The sequence below is a fragment of the Paucibacter soli genome (genome assembly GCF_037482845.1).
Classification (GTDB): domain Bacteria; phylum Pseudomonadota; class Gammaproteobacteria; order Burkholderiales; family Burkholderiaceae_C; genus Paucibacter_B; species Paucibacter_B soli.
In genome coordinates, this window is the sequence record NZ_JBBHJW010000001.1 from 594,412 (window position 1) to 612,418 (window position 18,007).

Here is an 18,007-nt window from a genome sequence, read left to right on the forward strand (position 1 = left end):
GGGCTGCCGAACCGGCAGCCCTTTTAGGCATGAAGCCCTTGCGGGCCTGATCAGTCGGCGCTGCGATCGCTCGCGTCGTCCACGGCTGCCAGCTGTGCGGCGGCCATTTCCTCGGCTTCCTGCATGGCGATGGCGCGGCGCTCGGCGTCGTCCATCTCTTCCTTGACGCGGCGAGCGTCGTGGAAGGCCATGCCGGTACCGGCCGGGATCAGACGGCCGACGATGACGTTTTCCTTCAGGCCGCGCAGCTCGTCGCGCTTGCCCATGATGGCAGCCTCGGTAAGCACGCGAGTGGTTTCCTGGAAGGAAGCCGCGGAGATGAAGGAATCGGTCGACAGCGAAGCCTTGGTGATACCGAGCAGCACGTCGGCATGGGTGGCAATCATCTTGCCTTCCTTGCGCAGACGGTCGTTGGTGTCCAGCAGCTCCGAGCGCTCCACCTGCTCGTTGACGATGTAGTTCGAGTCGCCCGAGTTCGTGATCTGCACGCGACGCAGCATCTGGCGAACGATCACCTCGATGTGCTTGTCGTTGATCTTCACGCCCTGCAAGCGGTACACGTCCTGCACTTCGTCGACGATGTAGCGAGCCAGCTCCTCGATACCGAGCAGGCGCAGGATGTCTTGCGGATCGGCCGGGCCGTCCACAATCAGCTCACCGCGGTTGACCACCTGGCCTTCGTGCACCAAGATGTTCTTTTCCTTGGGCACCAGCTCTTCGTGCTTGTTGCCGTCCGGATCGGTGATCTCCAAGCGCACCTTGCCCTTGGTTTCCTTGCCGAAGGAGACCGTACCGGTCTGCTCGGCCAGCACGCCGGCATCCTTGGGCGAGCGGGCTTCGAAGAGCTCGGCCACACGCGGCAGACCGCCGGTAATGTCTCGAGTCTTCTGGCCTTCCACCGGGATACGCGCCAGCACCTCACCAGGCGCAAGGTCCTGGCCGTCGCGGATCTGGATCAGCGAGCCGACCTGGAAGCCGATCGTCACCGAGTGGTCGGTGCCGGGGATCTTCACCTCGTTGCCATTGGCGTCCAGCAGCTTGACCTGCGGACGCACCACCTTGGCGGCACCACGACGCTTGGGATCGATCACCACCAGGGTGGACAGACCGGTCACCTCGTCGACCTGCTTGGCCACGGTGACGCCCTCTTCCACGTTCTCGAACTTAGCCTGGCCGGCGAATTCCGTGATGATGGGTCGGGTCAGCGGATCCCAGTTCGCCAAGATCAGGCCAGCCTTGATGGTCTGGTCGGCCTTGATGTTCAGGATCGCGCCGTACGGCACCTTGTGGCGCTCGCGCTCGCGGCCATGCTGGTCGCTGATGATGATTTCGCCAGAACGCGAGATCACCACCAGTTCGCCCTTGCCGTTGGTGACGTAGCGCATCGTGGCATTGAAGCCGATGATGCCGTCCGACTTGGCTTCGACGCTGGAGGCCACCGCTGCACGCGAAGCCGCACCACCGATGTGGAAGGTACGCATGGTCAGCTGGGTACCCGGCTCACCGATCGACTGCGCGGCAATCACGCCCACGGCCTCGCCGGTGTTGACCAGGCCGCCGCGGCCCAGATCGCGGCCATAGCACTTGGCGCAGAGGCCGAAGCGCGTGGCGCAGGTCAGCGGCGTGCGGACCTTGACCTCGTCCACGCCGGCTTGCTCCAGCATGTCCAGGTTGTCTTCGTCCAGCATATGGCCGGCCGGCAGCAGCAGGCCTTGCGTCTCGGGGTGCAGCACATCGATGGCTGCCACGCGGCCGAGGATACGGTCGCGCAGCGATTCGATCACTTCACCACCCTCGACCAGGGCGCGCATCGCGATGCCGTTGTCGGTGCCGCAATCGGCTTCGGTCACGACCAGATCCTGGGTCACGTCCACCAGACGACGCGTCAGGTAACCCGAGTTCGCGGTCTTCAACGCCGTATCCGCCAGGCCCTTACGAGCACCGTGGGTGGAGATGAAGTACTGCAACACGTTCAGGCCTTCGCGGAAGTTCGCCGTGATCGGCGTCTCGATGATCGAGCCATCCGGCTTGGCCATCAGGCCCCGCATACCAGCCAGCTGGCGAATCTGGGCCGCAGAACCGCGGGCGCCCGAGTCGGCCATCATGTAGATGGAGTTGAAGGACTCCTGATCCACTTCCTTGCCGTTGCGGTCGATGGTCTTCTGCTTGGACAGCTGGGTCATCATGACCTTGCCGACCTCGTCGCCGGTCTTGCCCCAGATGTCCACCACCTTGTTGTAGCGCTCGCCGGCGGTCACCAGGCCCGAGACGTACTGCTGCTCGATTTCCTTGACTTCCTTTTCGGCACGCTCGATCAGCTGCACCTTCTCCTTGGGCACCAACATGTCGTCGATAGCGATGGAGATGCCAGCACGCGTAGCCAGCTTGAAACCAGATTGCAGCAGCTTGTCTGCCAGCACCACGGTTTCCTTCAGGCCGCACTTGCGGAACGAGGTGTTGATCAGGCGCGAGATCTCCTTCTTCTTCAGCGCCTTGTTGATGTTCGAGAACGGCAGGCCCTTGGGCAGGATCTCGCTCAACAGGGCACGGCCGACGGTGGTGTCCACCAGCTTGGTCTCGGGCACCCATTCACCGTCCGCACCCTTGCTGTACTCGGTCAGGCGCACGGCGATCTTGGCGGTGATCTCGACCACGCCGTTCTCCAGCGCGCGCAGCATTTCGCTGACATCGGAGAACACCAGGCCTTCGCCCTTGGCGTTGATGCGATCGCGGGTGGCGTAGTACAGGCCCAGCACCACGTCTTGCGACGGCACGATAGAGGGCTCGCCCGAGGCCGGGAACAGCACGTTGTTGGAGGCCAGCATCAGCGTGCGGGCTTCCATCTGCGCTTCGATCGACAGCGGCACGTGGACGGCCATCTGGTCACCGTCGAAGTCGGCGTTGAAGGCCGCGCAGACCAGCGGATGCAGCTGGATCGCCTTGCCTTCGATCAGCACCGGCTCGAAGGCCTGGATACCCAGACGGTGCAGCGTCGGCGCGCGATTCAGCAGAACCGGATGCTCCTTGATGACCTCTTCCAGGATGTCCCAGACCACCGGCGTGCCGGATTCGACTTCCTTCTTCGCGGCCTTGATGGTGGTGGCGATACCCATCGCCTCCAGGCGCGAGAAGATGAAGGGCTTGAACAGCTCCAGCGCCATCAGCTTGGGCAGACCGCACTGGTGCAGCTTGAGCGTCGGGCCCACGGTAATCACCGAACGACCGGAATAGTCGACGCGCTTGCCCAGCAAGTTTTGACGGAAGCGACCGCTCTTGCCCTTGATCATGTCGGCCAGCGACTTGAGGGCACGCTTGTTCGCGCCGGTCATGGCCTTGCCACGACGGCCGTTGTCCAGCAGCGAGTCCACGGCTTCCTGCAGCATGCGCTTTTCGTTGCGCACGATGATCTCAGGGGCCTTCAGCTCGAGCAGACGGGCCAGGCGGTTGTTACGGTTGATGACGCGGCGATACAGATCGTTCAGATCCGAGGTCGCGAAGCGGCCGCCGTCCAGCGGCACCAGCGGACGCAGGTCCGGCGGCAGCACGGGCAGCACATCCAGCACCATCCAGTTCGGCTTGATGCCGGACTTCTTGAAGGCTTCCATCACCTTCAGGCGCTTGGAGTTCTTTTTGACCTTGAGCTCGGAGCCGGTCATGTCGTTGCGGAGCTTGTCGATCTCGACGTCGAGATCCATGTCTTCCAGCAACTTCTTGACGCCTTCCGCACCCATCAGCGCGATGAACTCGTCACCGTACTCGACGCGCTTGGCGTCGTAGTCGTCCTCGCTCATGATGCTGAACTTCTTCAGCGGGGTCATGCCGGGGTCGACGACCACATAGGCTTCGAAGTACAGCACGCGCTCGATGTCGCGCAGCGTCATGTCGAGCACCAGGCCCAGACGCGAGGGCAGCGACTTCAGGAACCAGATGTGGGCGCAGGGCGCGGCCAGGTCGATATGACCCATGCGGTCGCGGCGCACCTTGGTCTGGGTGACTTCAACGCCGCACTTCTCGCAGATCACGCCGCGGTGCTTCAAGCGCTTGTACTTGCCGCACAGGCACTCGTAGTCCTTGATCGGGCCGAAGATCTTGGCGCAAAACAGGCCATCACGCTCGGGCTTGAAAGTCCGGTAGTTGATGGTCTCGGGCTTCTTCACCTCACCGAAAGACCACGAACGGATCTTCTCGGGCGAGGCCAGCCCGATCTTGATCGCGTCGAAGTGCTCGTCGGGCGTGAATTGCTTGAACAGGTCCAGCAAACCTTTCATGTGTTTCTCCTGTTCCTATGCTTAGTTGCGCTCGAGCTCGATGTCGATGCCGAGCGAACGAATTTCCTTCACCAGCACGTTGAACGACTCCGGCATGCCGGCATCGATCGCGTGCTCACCCTTGACGATGTTCTCGTAGACCTTGGTACGGCCGTTCACGTCGTCGGACTTGACGGTCAGCATTTCCTGCAGCACGTAGGACGCGCCATAGGCTTCCAGGGCCCACACTTCCATCTCACCGAAACGCTGGCCGCCGAACTGCGCCTTACCACCCAGCGGCTGCTGCGTGACGAGCGAGTACGGGCCGGTCGAACGGGCGTGCATCTTGTCGTCCACCAAGTGGTGCAGCTTCAGCACATGCATGTAGCCAATGGTGGTGGGGCGCTCGAACTGCTCGCCGGTGCGGCCGTCGTACAGGAAGGCCTGCGTGCGCGTCGGGGTCAGGCCCTTCTTCGCCGCGATGTCGTCCGGATAGGCCAGCTTCAGCATGCCGCGGATTTCTTCTTCCTTGGCACCGTCGAACACCGGCGTCGCGAAGGGCACGCCATTCGACAGGTTCTGCGCCATCTCGACGATTTCCTTGTCGCTCAGCTCGTCCAGGCTCTCGGACTTGCCGCCACTCTGGTTGTAGAGCTCGTCGAAGAACTTGCGCAGCTCGGCCACGGCCGAGTGCTGCTGCAGCAGATCACCGATACGCTGGCCAATACCCTTGCCGGCCCAGCCCAGGTGCACTTCCAGCACCTGACCCACGTTCATCCGCGAGGGCACGCCCAGCGGATTCAGCACGATGTCGGCAGGGGTGCCGTCGGCCATATAGGGCATGTCTTCGATCGGGGTGATCTTGGACACCACACCCTTGTTGCCGTGACGGCCGGCCATCTTGTCGCCAGGCTGCAGGCGGCGCTTCACGGCCAGGTAGACCTTGACCATCTTCAGCACGCCGGCCGGCAACTCGTCGCCCTGCGTCAGCTTCTTGCGCTTTTCTTCAAACGCCAGGTCGAAGCTGTGGCGGGTCTGCTCCAGCGAGTTCTTGATCGATTCCAGCTGGTTGGCGACCTCGTCCTCGGCCGGACGGATGTCGAACCAATGGAACTTCTCAACGCCGGCCAGATAGGCCTTGTCGATGACCGTGCCTTTGGCGATCTTCTGCGGGCCGCCGTTGGCCACGCGGCCGTTCAGCAGCTTCTCGATACGGTCGAAGGCGTCGGCCTCGACGATGCGCAGCTGGTCGTTTAGGTCCAGGCGGAAGCGCTTCAGCTCGTCGTCGATGATCTGCTGGGCGCGCTTGTCACGCTGGATGCCTTCGCGGGTGAAGACCTGCACATCGATCACGGTACCGTTGGTGCCCTGATCCACGCGCAGCGAGGTGTCCTTCACGTCCGAAGCCTTCTCGCCGAAGATGGCGCGCAGCAGCTTCTCTTCCGGCGTCAGCGTGGTCTCGCCCTTGGGCGTGACCTTGCCCACCAGCACGTCGCCAGGGTTCACCTCGGCGCCGATGTAGACGATGCCCGATTCGTCCAGGCGCGCCAGTTGCTGCTCGCTCAGGTTCGGGATGTCGCGGGTGATTTCTTCGCTGCCCAGCTTGGTGTCACGGGCCATCACCACCAGCTCCTCGATGTGGATCGAGGTGTAGCGGTCTTCGGCCACCACGCGTTCGGAGATCAGGATCGAGTCTTCGAAGTTGTAGCCGTTCCAGGGCATGAAGGCGACCAGCATGTTCTGGCCCAGGGCCAGCTCGCCGATGTCCGTCGATGCACCGTCGGCAATGATGTCTTCCGCAGCCACCTTGTCGCCACGGCGCACGATCGGGCGCTGGTGGATGTTGGTGTTCTGGTTGGAACGCTGGTACTTGATCAGGTTGTAGATGTCGACACCGACTTCGCCAGCCACGGTCTCATCGTCGTTCACGCGAATCACGATGCGGTTCGTGTCCACGTAGTCGACGATACCGCCGCGGCGTGCGGCCACCACTGTGCCCGAGTCCTTGGCGGCGACGCGCTCGACGCCCGTACCGACCAGGGCCTTTTCGGGACGCAGCACCGGCACGGCCTGACGCTGCATGTTGGCGCCCATCAATGCGCGGTTCGCATCGTCGTGCTCCAGGAAGGGCACGAGCGAGGCAGCCACCGAGACGATCTGCGTCGGCGCCACGTCCATGTACTGGATGCGCTCGGGCGAGGTCAGCACCGATTCGCCGTTTTCACGCGCAGACACCAGCTCGTCGGTCAGCTCGCCAGCGGCGTTCAGCGTCGCGTTCGCCTGCGCGATCACGTACTTGCCTTCTTCGATGGCCGAGAGGTAGTCGATCTGGGTCGTCACCTTGCCATCGACGACGCGGCGGTAAGGCGTTTCCAGGAAGCCGTACTCGTTGAGCTGAGCGAACAGCGCCAGCGAGTTGATCAGACCGATGTTCGGGCCTTCCGGCGTTTCGATCGGGCAGACGCGGCCGTAATGGGTGGGGTGCACGTCGCGGACTTCAAAGCCGGCGCGCTCGCGGGTCAGACCACCCGGGCCCAGGGCGGAAACGCGACGCTTGTGCGTGATTTCCGACAGGGGGTTGGTCTGGTCCATGAACTGCGACAGCTGCGAGGCACCGAAGAACTCCTTCAGCGCCGCGGAGATCGGCTTGGAGTTGATCAGGTCGTGCGGCATCAGGGCTTCGGTCTCAGCCTGACCCAGACGCTCCTTCACGGCCTTTTCGATACGTGCCAGGCCCGAGCGGTACTGGTTCTCAGCCAGCTCGCCCACGCAGCGCACACGGCGATTGCCCAGGTGGTCGATGTCATCGACCTCGCCGCGGCCATTGCGCAGTTCCACCAGGATCTTGACGACGTCGAGGATGTCCTCGTTCGACAAGGTCATGGCGCCTTCCGGCGTGTCGCGGCCCACGCGGGCGTTGAACTTCATGCGGCCCACGCGCGAGAGGTCGTAGGTGTCTTCGCTGTAGAACAGGCGGTTGAACAGCGCTTCCACCGCGTCTTCCGTCGGCGGCTCGCCGGGGCGCATCATGCGATAGATCGCGACACGCGCAGCCAGCTGGCTGTCGGTCTCGTCCGAGGCCAGGGTCTGGCTGATGTAGGCGCCTTCGTCCAGTTCGTTCGTGTAGAGCGCCTGAATCTCCTTGATGCCGGCGCTGCGCAGCTTCTTCAGCAGCGCTTCGGTCAGCTCTTCGTTGGCCTTGGCAATGATCTCGCCGGTGTCGCCGTCGACCATGTTCTTGGCCAGCACGCGGCCGAGCAGGAAGTCTTCGGGCACGGTCACATGCTGCGTGCCGGATTGCTCCAGCTGGCGCACATGGCGGGCGGTGATGCGCTTGTCCTTCTCTACGATGACGGCACCGCTCTTGTCGGTGATGTCAAAGCGGGCCACTTCGCCCTTCAGGCGGTCGGCCACGAATTCCATCTGGGCACCGGAGTCCATCAGACGGAAGTTGTCGAACACGAAGAAGTGCGCCAGGATCTGCTCGGGGTTCAGGCCAATGGCCTTGAGCAGGATGGTGACCGGCATCTTGCGGCGACGGTCGACGCGGAAGTACAGGATGTCCTTCGGGTCGAACTCATAGTCCAGCCAGGAACCGCGATAGGGAATGATGCGGGCCGAGAACAGCAGCTTGCCGGACGAGTGGGTCTTGCCCTTGTCGTGCTCGAAGAACACGCCGGGCGAGCGGTGCAGCTGGCTGACGATGACACGCTCGGTGCCATTGACGATGAAGGAACCGTAATCGGTCATCAGGGGCACTTCGCCCATGTAGACCTCTTGTTCCTTGATTTCCTTGACCGTCTTGGCCTGCGGGCTCTCACGGTCGTAAATGATCATTTGCAGCTTGGCGCGCACGGCCGCTGCATAGGTCAAGCCACGTTGCTGGCACTCGCGGGTGTCGAACGGGGGCTTAGCGATATTGAACTCGAGGAACTTCATTTCCACGAAACCGTTGTGCGAAACAATCGGGAACGCGGAAAGGAAGGCTGCCTGCAGGCCTTCGGGCTTGCGCTTGGCAGGGGGGACGTCTTTTTGCAGGAAGGCGACGTACGAGTCCTTCTGCATGGTGAGCAAATAGGGAACGTTGAGAACGCTCTCACGCTTGCCGAAGCTCTTGCGGATTCGCTTGCGCTCGGTATAGCTATAGGGGGTTGCTTGCGCCATAAACACTCCGTGTCGAGAGCCCACCCCTGGCCGTGGGACGGGCTTCGTCGGCGACTGGCTTCTCGAGTATTGCGCTCGATGCTTGGTGGTTGGCCACTACCAACCGCTGGCGGACAACCCTGGCATTGCACCAAGGCCCGACCAAACCGGCTCTCTGCAGTCGGATCAGAGAACACTTGAAAGAACCGCGCATCATACCGCACGCGATCCTTTCAGCTATCCTCAAGAGTGTTTACCCTTGAAACGACTAAAGGGGAGGCCCGCAGGACCACCCCTTTAGCACAGTGGAGCCGGGCAGCTTGCGCCACCCCGCTCCCCAAGGTCTTACTTGAGTTCGACCTTGGCGCCGGCTTCTTCCAGCTTCTTCTTGGCGGCTTCGGCGTCGGCCTTGGCCACGGCTTCCTTGACAGCCTTGGGAGCGCCGTCGACCAGGTCCTTGGCTTCCTTCAGGCCCAGGCCGGTGATTTCGCGCACGGCCTTGATCACGCCAACCTTGTTCGCGCCGGCTTCCAGCAGCACGACATTGAACTCGGTCTTCTCTTCAGCAGCAGCAGCGCCACCGCCAGCAGCGCCGCCAGCGGCGGGAGCAGCCATCGAAGCGGCGGACACGCCGAACTTCTCTTCAATTGCCTTGACCAGATCGTTCAGTTCCAGAACGGTCATGCTGTCCAGAGCGGCCAGGAATGCGTCTTTATCGAATGCCATGATAGTTTCCTAATAACAGATAGATTGCAGGGGACGTAGCGTCTTAAGCAGCAGCTTCGGCCGGGGCTTCGGCAGTAGCGCCGCCACCCTTTTGCTGAGCCAGGGCAGCCAGCACGGCGGCGGTGCGTTGCACCGGCGACATGAGCAGGCCAGCCACTTGGGACAGCAGCACTTCCTTGCTGGGGATGGATGCCAGGGCCTTGACGGCATTGACGTCCAGAGCCTTGCCACCATAAGCGCCGCCCTTGATGACGAGCTTGTCGTTGGTCTTGGCGAAGTCAGCGATGACCTTCGCGGCAGCGACCGCGTCCTCGGAAAAACCGTAGATCAGCGGGCCGACCATGCTCTCCGAAGCAGCTTCGAACGAAGTGCCGGCGACAGCACGACGTGCCAGGGTGTTCTTCAGCACGTGAAGATACACACCTTGGGCACGCGCAGTGACGCGCAGCTTGTTCAAGGCTTCAACGGTGAGGCCACGGTACTCGGCCAGCGCCAGCGTCTGCGACTTGGCGGCTTGCGCTGCCACTTCGGAGACGACGGTTGCCTTCTCGTTGCGATTGAGACTCAAGGTCTACTCCTCACAAAAACGTGTCTTCGGCCTCGCAGCCTCCGACACACCGGGATTCAGCGACCTTCTGTCAGGAAACATTCATTCCTTACAGCGGGACCGCCATCTGCGCTGGACGGAAACAGAGTTCCCGATTAAGCCTTGCCCCCAGTACTGCAGGGGGCGCATCTCCAGCGGTCTTGGATGACGCGCCACCGGCCGAAACCAGCAGCGCCCCACCAATTCATCAGCGCGGCGCCAGACTAGCGCCACACCTCATCTGAATTCGCTTAGGCCGAAGCCTGAGCGTTGATCGAAGCGATGTCCACGCGAGCGCCGACGCCCATGGTGGACGACACGGCGACCTTGCGCAGGTAGACACCCTTGCTCGACGCCGGCTTGGCCTTGTTCAGGGCCTCGATCAGCGCGCGCAGATTGCCTTCCAGCTTTTCGGTGTCAAAGGAACGACGGCCGATGGTGCCGTGGATGATGCCGGCCTTGTCAACGCGGAACTGGACCTGGCCAGCCTTGGCGTTCTTGACAGCGGTAGCGACGTCCGGGGTCACGGTGCCAACCTTGGGGTTAGGCATCAGGCCGCGCGGGCCCAGAATCTGACCCAGGGTACCGACGATACGCATGGTGTCGGGCGAGGCGATGACCACGTCGAAAGGCATGTCGCCAGCCTTGACGCGCTCGGCCAGATCTTCCATACCGACCACGTCGGCGCCGGCGGCCTTGGCTTCCTCAGCCTTGGCGCCTTGGGCGAACACAGCCACGCGCTTGGTCTTGCCGGTGCCGTGAGGCATCACGACGGCGCCACGCACCACTTGGTCCGACTTCTTGGCATCGATGCCGAGTTGCACGGCCACGTCGATGGACTCGTCAAACTTGGCGGTCGCCAGTTCCTTGACCAGGCCGAGGGCGGCGGTCAGGGGGTACAGCTTGGTGGTCTCGACCTTGCCTTGCAGGGCTTTTTGCTTCTTGGTCAGCTTAGCCATGTCACACGCCCTCCACGATGATGCCCATCGAACGGGCGGAACCAGCGATGGTGCGAACGGCGGCGTCCATGTCGGCGGCCGTCAGATCCTTCTGCTTGGTCTTGGCGATCTCTTCCAGCTGGGCGCGGGTCAGCTTGCCGACCTTGTCCAGATGGGGGCGCTGCGAGCCCTTTTCGATCTTGGCAGCCTTCTTGATCAGCACGGTCGCCGGGGGCGACTTGATCACGAAGGTGAAGCTCTTGTCCGCGAAGGCGGTGATAACCACCGGCAGCTTCAGGCCCGGCTCATAGCTCTGCGTCTGGGCGTTGAACGCCTTGCAGAATTCCATGATGTTCAGACCACGCTGACCCAGCGCGGGACCGACCGGAGGCGAAGGATTTGCCTTGCCAGCCGGAATTTGCAGCTTGATAAAGCCGACAATTTTCTTGGCCATGATTTCTCCTGACAGCGCCACGGCGGCCTCGCCGCAACGCCTGAGTGCTAGCGCAAGGGGCTAGAGGCTCACGCCTCGTACCCTTGCTCCTCTTGTCCGCATCTCGTTGCGGACTGACTACGAGTGAGATGCCCACCGCTTGCGCAGCGAGCGAGCCTCACCAGGCTCTTAAACCTTCTCGACCTGCGCGAAGTCCAATTCCACCGGCGTGGCACGTCCGAAGATCGTGACCGAGACGCGCACCTTGGATTTGTCGTAATTGACTTCCTCGATAGCGCCGTTGAAGTCCGTGAACGGGCCTTCTTTGACGCGCACGATCTCGCCCACCGTCCACTCGACCTTGGGCCGGGGCTTCTCGATGCCTTCTTGCATCTGGTTGACGATCTTCATCACCTCGGCTTCCGAAATCGGGGCCGGGCGATTCTTCGCGCCACCCACAAAACCCGTCACCTTGGAGGTGTGCTTGACCAGATGCCAGGTGTCATCCTCCATCACCATTTCCACCAACACATAGCCGGGGAAGAAGCGACGCTCGGTGACCGCCTTCTTGCCGTTCTTCAGCTCCACAACCTCTTCGGTCGGAACCAGGATGCGGCCAAACTTGTCCTGCATGCCGGCGCGATCAATGCGCTCGCGCAGATTGCGCTCCACGGCCTTTTCCATGCCCGAGTAGGCATGCACCACATACCAGCGCTTGGGCAGGCCAGCAGGCACTGCCGCTTCGTTCGCAACGACGTTCAGTTCTTCGCTCATCGGGAATCCTTTAGCGCTTCCAGCCCAGAATCAGGTCGATCAGGACCCATTCCAGCGTCTTGTCGGTCAGCCAGAGGAACAAGGCCATGACCACCACGAAGGCGAACACATAGCCGGTCATCTGGGTCGCTTCCTTGCGCGTGGGCCACACCACCTTGCGCACTTCGCGCAGCGAGTCGCGGCCATAGGCCACCAGCGACTTGCCGGACTCGGAGGTGAAGAACGCGCCCGCAGCGGCCGCCAGCAGGGCCAGCAGCGCCGCCCACTGCGCGATCGGCCCTTGCTTGGCCAGCGCATAGAACGCCACCAGGCCACCAATCAGCAGCAGCACAGCACCCGCCAGCTTGGCCTTGTCGGCGCTGGTGGTAACTGTTTCGACTTGAGGATTCGACATTGAACTAACTTTCAAGCCCGCCTGAGCGGACTCGGCACGCATAGGGAATGAATTGACCCAACAGCAGCAAAGCCCGCCGGGACCAAATCCCGCGGGCTTGCTTTGACCACTATACCAGCGTCAGATCAGTGACTGCTGGCAGGGGCAGAGGGTCTCGAACCCCCAACCTTCGGTTTTGGAGACCGACGCTCTGCCAATTGAGCTATGCCCCTGTGGTCTTTCAGACTTTACTCGAGGATGGTGGCAACCACACCCGAGCCGACGGTACGGCCACCTTCGCGAATAGCGAAGCGCAGGCCGGTTTCCATGGCGATCGGAGCGATCAGCTTCACGGTGATGCCGACGTTGTCGCCGGGCATGACCATTTCCTTGTCCTTCGGCAGCTCCACGGCACCGGTCACGTCCGTCGTGCGGAAGTAGAACTGGGGACGGTAGTTGTTGAAGAACGGGGTGTGACGGCCGCCCTCTTCCTTCGACAGCACGTAGATCTCGGCCGTGAAGTGGGTGTGGGGCTTGATCGAGCCGGGCTTGGCCAACACTTGGCCGCGTTCGACGTCTTCACGCTTGGTGCCGCGCAGCAGGATACCGACGTTGTCGCCGGCTTGACCTTGGTCCAGCAGCTTGCGGAACATTTCCACGCCGGTCACGGTGGTCTTCTGCACGTCGCGGATACCGACGATTTCGATTTCCTCGCCAACCTTGATGATGCCGCGCTCAACGCGACCGGTCACCACGGTGCCACGGCCCGAGATCGAGAACACGTCTTCCACCGGCAGCAGGAAGGTGCCGTCAACGGCGCGGTCCGGCTGGGGGATGTAGGTGTCCAGCGCATCGGCCAGGCGCATGATGGCTTGCTCGCCCAGGTCGCCCGTGTCGCCTTCCAGCGCCAGCTTGGCCGAACCCTTGATGATGGGGGTGTCGTCGCCGGGGAAGTCGTACTTGGACAGCAGCTCGCGCACTTCCATTTCCACCAGTTCCAGCAGCTCGGCGTCATCCACCATGTCGCACTTGTTCAGGAACACGATGATGTACTTCACGCCCACTTGGCGAGCCAGCAGGATGTGCTCGCGGGTCTGGGGCATCGGGCCGTCAGCGGCCGAGCACACCAGGATCGCGCCGTCCATCTGAGCCGCGCCGGTGATCATGTTCTTCACATAGTCGGCGTGGCCAGGGCAGTCCACGTGAGCGTAGTGGCGGTTCGCCGTTTCGTACTCGACGTGAGCGGTATTGATGGTGATGCCGCGGGCCTTTTCTTCGGGGGCCGCATCGATCTGATCGTAAGCCTTGGCTTCGCCGCCAAACTTCTTCGACAGCACGGTGGCGATCGCAGCGGTCAGCGTGGTCTTGCCGTGGTCAACGTGACCAATCGTGCCCACGTTCACGTGGGGCTTGGTACGTTCGAATTTACCTTTTGCCATCTTGCGCTCCTGGCGATCAGATCAGAGAAGGGAGAAGAAAAGACGAGAAGAGGTGGTGCCCATGACGCGGATCGAACGCGTGACCTCTCCCTTACCAAGGGAGTGCTCTACCACTGAGCCACATGGGCATCGACACAGGTTTGCTGACCACAGATCAGCAAACCAGTGCCGACACATACTCCTTCCAAGCAAGCCGACTGGAGCGGGAAACGGGAATCGAACCCGTGTCATTAGCTTGGAAGGCTAAGGTTCTACCATTGAACTACTCCCGCCCGGGAGTAACGCCTGCTCATCGCTCGGACCTTTCGACCCTTGCCCTAAACAAGCTTCAATCGCTTGAATTGTGTTTGCCTTGGTGGAGGAGGCTGGATTCGAACCAGCGTACGCGTTAGCGGGCAGATTTACAGTCTGCTGCCTTTAACCACTCGGCCACCCCTCCGAGGCAAGCCCGCAACTATAGCACAGCATTTTTGCGCTGCAAACAATTTTCAACAGCTGGCGCAACAGAACCTGGAAAGCGGCTCGCTCGGCACGCTGGAACAACATGCGCACGAGTCAGCAATGCAAACCTGCCGCCCCAACGCACGGAACTAGATACCAATTTACTACCAAGCCCAGCACTCGGCAGCACCCAGAAGTCCGCCCCGGCCACCCCCAACGGCGCCGACACCTGCGCCTCAATCACTATTGCAGGCTTGCCACAGCAGGGAAAACACGCCCCCGAAAGTGGTAGCAAAGTGGCACTACTGATGGCTATAGTGGCATGGCATTGGTTGCATTTGCATTGCATTTCGAGGCGCCAGGCACATGTCGCTCACACGGTCATGCGCCTTGGCTCCGAGTCTCAACAGGCCGAGCACGAAGCCAACGGCCATATCGAGGAGCAGTTCATGAAGGTCCGAAAGACCCCTATCGCCGCAGCGGTGACGATCACCCTGCTTGGTGCCGCCTTTGGCGCGCACGCCCAACAGGTCGACAAGAAGGCTGAGGCGTCGCAGCTGGATCAGGTGGTTGTCACCGGCATTCGCGCCTCGTTGGAGACCGCGGTCAACATCAAGAAGAACGCCAGCGCGGTCGTCGACGCCGTGTCCGCGGAAGACGTGGGCAAGCTTCCCGACTCCGACGTCGGCCAATCGCTGGGCCGAATCCCCGGCGTCTCGGTGGGTCGCGCCTTTGGCCAGGGCGCCTCGGTGTCGATCCGCGGCTCTGACCCGCAGATGACCTACACCACGCTGAACGGCCAGACCGTCGCGTCCACCGGTTGGTACGACCAGATGGACATCGACCGCTCGTTCAACTACTCGCTGCTGCCCCCCGAGTTGATCGGCGGCATGGAGGTCTATAAGTCCTCCCAAGCCGACCTGACCGAAGGTGGCATCGGCGGCACCGTGATCGTGAAGACCCGCAAGCCCCTCGACATGGCAGCCGGCACCGCCTTCGCCAGCGTCAAGTATGGCAAGGGCACGATCAGCGACGATGAGAAGGAGGTCTCCGGCCTCTATAGCTGGCGCGACCAGAGCCGCCGTTTCGGCGCGCTGATCGCCGGCGGCCATTCGGAAGGCGCCTATATCCGCCAAGGCATCGAAGCCGACAGCCGCTGGTCGTCGGACGTTGCACCGACCGCCTTTGTGCAAGACCGCAAGCGCGATGCCGTCAACGTCATCCTGCAAGCCAAGCCGGTCGACGGCATGGAGCTGGGCTTGAATGTCCTGCACCTGAAGCTGGGCGCCGACAACTCGAACAGCAGCGACTACATCTTCCACGACGCCAATTGCGACCAACGCAATACCGCTGTGAAGTCGGATTTCAACCCCAACGGCGTCTGCCTGCACAGCACCACCACGGCCGCCAAGCCGCTGATGAACCAGTTCTTCCAGAACTGGGCCCGCGCCGCAGCGATGACCTCGGACAGCGTCACCGTCGACGGCCACTACCGTGTCGACGGCGCCAAGTTCGATCTGGTCGCCGGCAGCACCAAGGCCAAAGGCGGCACCTCGCTGACCACCAACTACGCCTACGGCTGGTGGGATACGCCAGCCAAGTGGCAGGGCACCATCGACGCCACCGGCAAGCAGATCGCCGTGAACCCCAGCAAGGATCAATCCTTCGGCGTGAGCGCCCTGCCCAAGCAGAGCTCGCCGGAGACCTGGGCCTCGTCGCAGGGCCCGAACAAGGATCAGGAGAAGTTCGCCCAGCTGGACGCCACCTTTGACCTTGCCTGGGGCGCGATCTCCTCGTTCAAGACCGGCATCCGCATGGCCGACCACACCTTCGAGAAGCGCAGCTTCCGCCCGGTCTGGAGCTCGACGATTGCACCGATCGACACCGCCAGCCTCTACAGCGGCTCGGTGGGCGTGGGTGGCTGGGACGTGCCGCGTCCCAATATCGGCGCGATGATCGCCAACACCAACAAGAACATCGCATCCTGGATCGAGGACCGCTCTGGCTACAGCGAGCTGAACGAGAAGAACAAGTCGGCCTACGGCATGTTCGAGTTCGACGCGCAGAACATGCGCGGCAACTTCGGCCTGCGCTACATCTCCACCGACGTGAAGAGCACCGGCTATGCCTTCGACGGCAGCCCGCTGGCCACCGGCGACTACTCGGGCAACCTCAACTGGGGCCGCAACACCGCCACCAAGAAGTCCAGCTACAACGACGTGCTGCCCAGCGCCAACCTGGCCTTCGACCTGAGCCGCAATATGGTGCTGCGCGTCGCTGCCTCGCAAACCATCACGCGCCCGAATTTCGCCAATATGTTCGGCGTGACGGTGTCGGGCTACAACGATGACCGCGTCGGCAACGAGACCTGGACCAACGGCAGCGTCTCGCTCAAGCCGATGAAGTCCAGCAACGCCGACATCGGTGTGGAGTACTACTACGGCAAGGGCAACCTGCTGTCGGCCACCTTCTTCAGCAAGGACATCTCCAACTTCATCACTGCGGAGGTCAAGAACAACCAGAAGGTGGGTCTGGTGGACCCGGTGTCCAAGCTCGACAACTGGACGGTGCAGAGCTACGTGAATGCCGGCGGCGGCCGCATCCGTGGCCTCGAACTGCAGGCCAACCATGCCTTCAACAACGGCTATGGCGTGATTGCCAACTACACCTTCACCGAAGGCACCGCACCGGCCAGCAGCTATATCGACAATCTCGGCATCTTCACCCAGGCCTCCAAGCACAACGTCAACCTGGTCGGCTACTACGAGAACGAAACCTACTCCGGCCGCCTGGCCTACAACTGGCGCTCGAAGTACATGATTCGCGAAGGCGCCTTCTGGTACGGCAACCGCATGCATGATGCCTACGGCACGCTGGACGCAAGCTTCGGCTGGAACATCAACAAGAACCTGAAGCTGTCGCTGGAGGTCATCAACCTGCTCAAGCAGGACGACGTGCAGTACGGTGCGGCAGAGGCGTCCAACACCGCCATCAAGGATCCGCTGCGCGCCGGCTTCCCGGCCTGGTCCTTCCAGGGCGAGACCACCTACCGCCTCGGCCTGAGCGCCAAGTTCTGATCGGTCGCTGACCGAATGCAAAAGCCCGGCAGTCGCCGGGCTTTTTTCTTGCTCCTTCGGCGCCGTCTCGGATGGGTGATCAAGCGTCTGCCGGCAGACCGAAGTCGAAAAACGAGTTGACCGTCAGGCGGCCGCTGCGCGGATCACCCGTGAGGCTGATGGCCGGATTGATGCAGGCGCTGTGCAGCAGGCTGCCGGGGTAGACGACCAGCCGGTTGCGGCGTGCCGGCATCATGCCCAGCAGCTCGAAATGCTCGTCGGAGTCGGCAAAGTAGCGCGGCCTGGGCGGCCGCCGGGCCAGCTCCTGCTGGTAGGCATCGAGGTAGCGATCGCGGTTGTCGGGCGTCACCCGCTGGATACCGGTGGCCCTGTGCCGGTAGAAGCCGGTGCCGCCATGCTGTTCCCCGCACAGATAGAGCAGCACTGCCATGTGATGTGGCGTGCTGGCATCGAAATGCGGGGTGCGCTGCAGCGGCCCCAGCTTGCCGGGCGCCTCGGTGATGAGCGAGAACGCGCACATGCTCTTGCGCAGCGGCAGCGCCTCGGGCACACCGAAGTTGATGCGTATCAGCGGCTCCACCAGCGCCACCAGATGCTGGGTGTAATCGCCAGGCGCCTCGGCACGCACGCCCGGATAGCCCTTGTGCTCGCCCACGCCCGGATATGGCAGGAAGGGTTGTTCCAGCGCCTGCGCATGCAGCGCGTCCGGGTCCTCCAGAAAATCGTCGATGAAAACGACGTCGTGATCGCCGATCCGCACCGAGCGGACATCGGGTGGCATGCGTACGGCAAAGCGCTGGCTCATGCGGAGATCCTTGGCTTCTTCTTTC

Annotated in this window: 11 protein-coding genes and 4 tRNA genes; 1 reads left to right on the top strand and 14 read right to left on the bottom strand. The window is 62.4% G+C overall.

What is annotated here, in order from left to right:
* Positions 1-50: 50 nt before the first annotated feature.
* From rpoC to WG898_RS02875, 13 genes are all read right to left on the bottom strand, one after another.
* Positions 51-4,268, bottom strand: coding sequence for a DNA-directed RNA polymerase subunit beta' (rpoC, locus tag WG898_RS02815; RefSeq protein WP_285235091.1), 4,218 nt, complete (start codon positions 4,266-4,268; stop codon positions 51-53).
* Between the two features lie 21 nt (positions 4,269-4,289).
* On the bottom strand, positions 4,290-8,411 hold the full coding sequence (gene rpoB / locus WG898_RS02820; RefSeq protein WP_339601232.1) for a DNA-directed RNA polymerase subunit beta: 4,122 nt from the start codon (positions 8,409-8,411) through the stop codon (positions 4,290-4,292).
* Positions 8,412-8,735: 324 nt separating this feature from the next.
* Positions 8,736-9,116 (bottom strand): 50S ribosomal protein L7/L12, encoded by a 381-nt coding sequence (rplL, locus tag WG898_RS02825; RefSeq protein ID WP_285235087.1) that lies wholly within the window; start codon positions 9,114-9,116, stop codon positions 8,736-8,738.
* 43 nt (positions 9,117-9,159) lie between these two features.
* A complete protein-coding gene (gene rplJ, locus WG898_RS02830) occupies positions 9,160-9,684 on the bottom strand; it encodes a 50S ribosomal protein L10 (protein WP_339601233.1) in 525 nt (174 codons plus the stop codon).
* A 269-nt stretch (positions 9,685-9,953) separates the two neighbouring features.
* Positions 9,954-10,661 (bottom strand): 50S ribosomal protein L1, encoded by a 708-nt coding sequence (rplA, locus tag WG898_RS02835; RefSeq protein ID WP_339601234.1) that lies wholly within the window; start codon positions 10,659-10,661, stop codon positions 9,954-9,956.
* Position 10,662: 1 nt separating this feature from the next.
* Positions 10,663-11,094 carry a 50S ribosomal protein L11 gene (gene rplK, locus WG898_RS02840; RefSeq protein ID WP_058933584.1) on the bottom strand — a complete coding sequence of 144 codons (432 nt, stop codon included), beginning with the start codon at positions 11,092-11,094 and terminating at the stop codon, positions 10,663-10,665.
* 168 nt (positions 11,095-11,262) lie between these two features.
* Positions 11,263-11,847 carry a transcription termination/antitermination protein NusG gene (nusG, locus tag WG898_RS02845; RefSeq protein ID WP_285235083.1) on the bottom strand — a complete coding sequence of 195 codons (585 nt, stop codon included), beginning with the start codon at positions 11,845-11,847 and terminating at the stop codon, positions 11,263-11,265.
* Positions 11,848-11,857: 10 nt separating this feature from the next.
* Positions 11,858-12,241: a preprotein translocase subunit SecE gene (gene secE / locus WG898_RS02850; protein WP_339601235.1), complete on the bottom strand. Its 384-nt coding sequence runs from the start codon at positions 12,239-12,241 to the stop codon at positions 11,858-11,860.
* A gap of 136 nt (positions 12,242-12,377) precedes the next feature.
* Positions 12,378-12,453 (bottom strand) — tRNA-Trp (locus WG898_RS02855).
* Positions 12,454-12,468: 15 nt separating this feature from the next.
* Complete coding sequence (tuf, locus tag WG898_RS02860) at positions 12,469-13,659, bottom strand: elongation factor Tu (RefSeq protein WP_285235081.1); 1,191 nt, start codon at positions 13,657-13,659, stop codon at positions 12,469-12,471.
* A gap of 53 nt (positions 13,660-13,712) precedes the next feature.
* A tRNA-Thr gene (locus WG898_RS02865) sits at positions 13,713-13,787 on the bottom strand.
* Between the two features lie 70 nt (positions 13,788-13,857).
* Positions 13,858-13,931, bottom strand: a tRNA-Gly gene (locus WG898_RS02870).
* 81 nt (positions 13,932-14,012) lie between these two features.
* A tRNA-Tyr gene (locus WG898_RS02875) sits at positions 14,013-14,098 on the bottom strand.
* A 385-nt stretch (positions 14,099-14,483) separates the two neighbouring features.
* Here WG898_RS02875 and WG898_RS02880 point away from each other — a divergent pair.
* Positions 14,484-17,177 carry a TonB-dependent receptor gene (locus WG898_RS02880; protein WP_339601236.1) on the top strand — a complete coding sequence of 898 codons (2,694 nt, stop codon included), beginning with the start codon at positions 14,484-14,486 and terminating at the stop codon, positions 17,175-17,177.
* A gap of 79 nt (positions 17,178-17,256) precedes the next feature.
* On the opposite strand, the gene WG898_RS02885 is transcribed toward WG898_RS02880, so the two are convergent.
* A complete protein-coding gene (locus WG898_RS02885; RefSeq protein WP_339601237.1) occupies positions 17,257-17,982 on the bottom strand; it encodes a DUF6445 family protein in 726 nt (241 codons plus the stop codon).
* Positions 17,983-18,007: the final 25 nt, after the last annotated feature.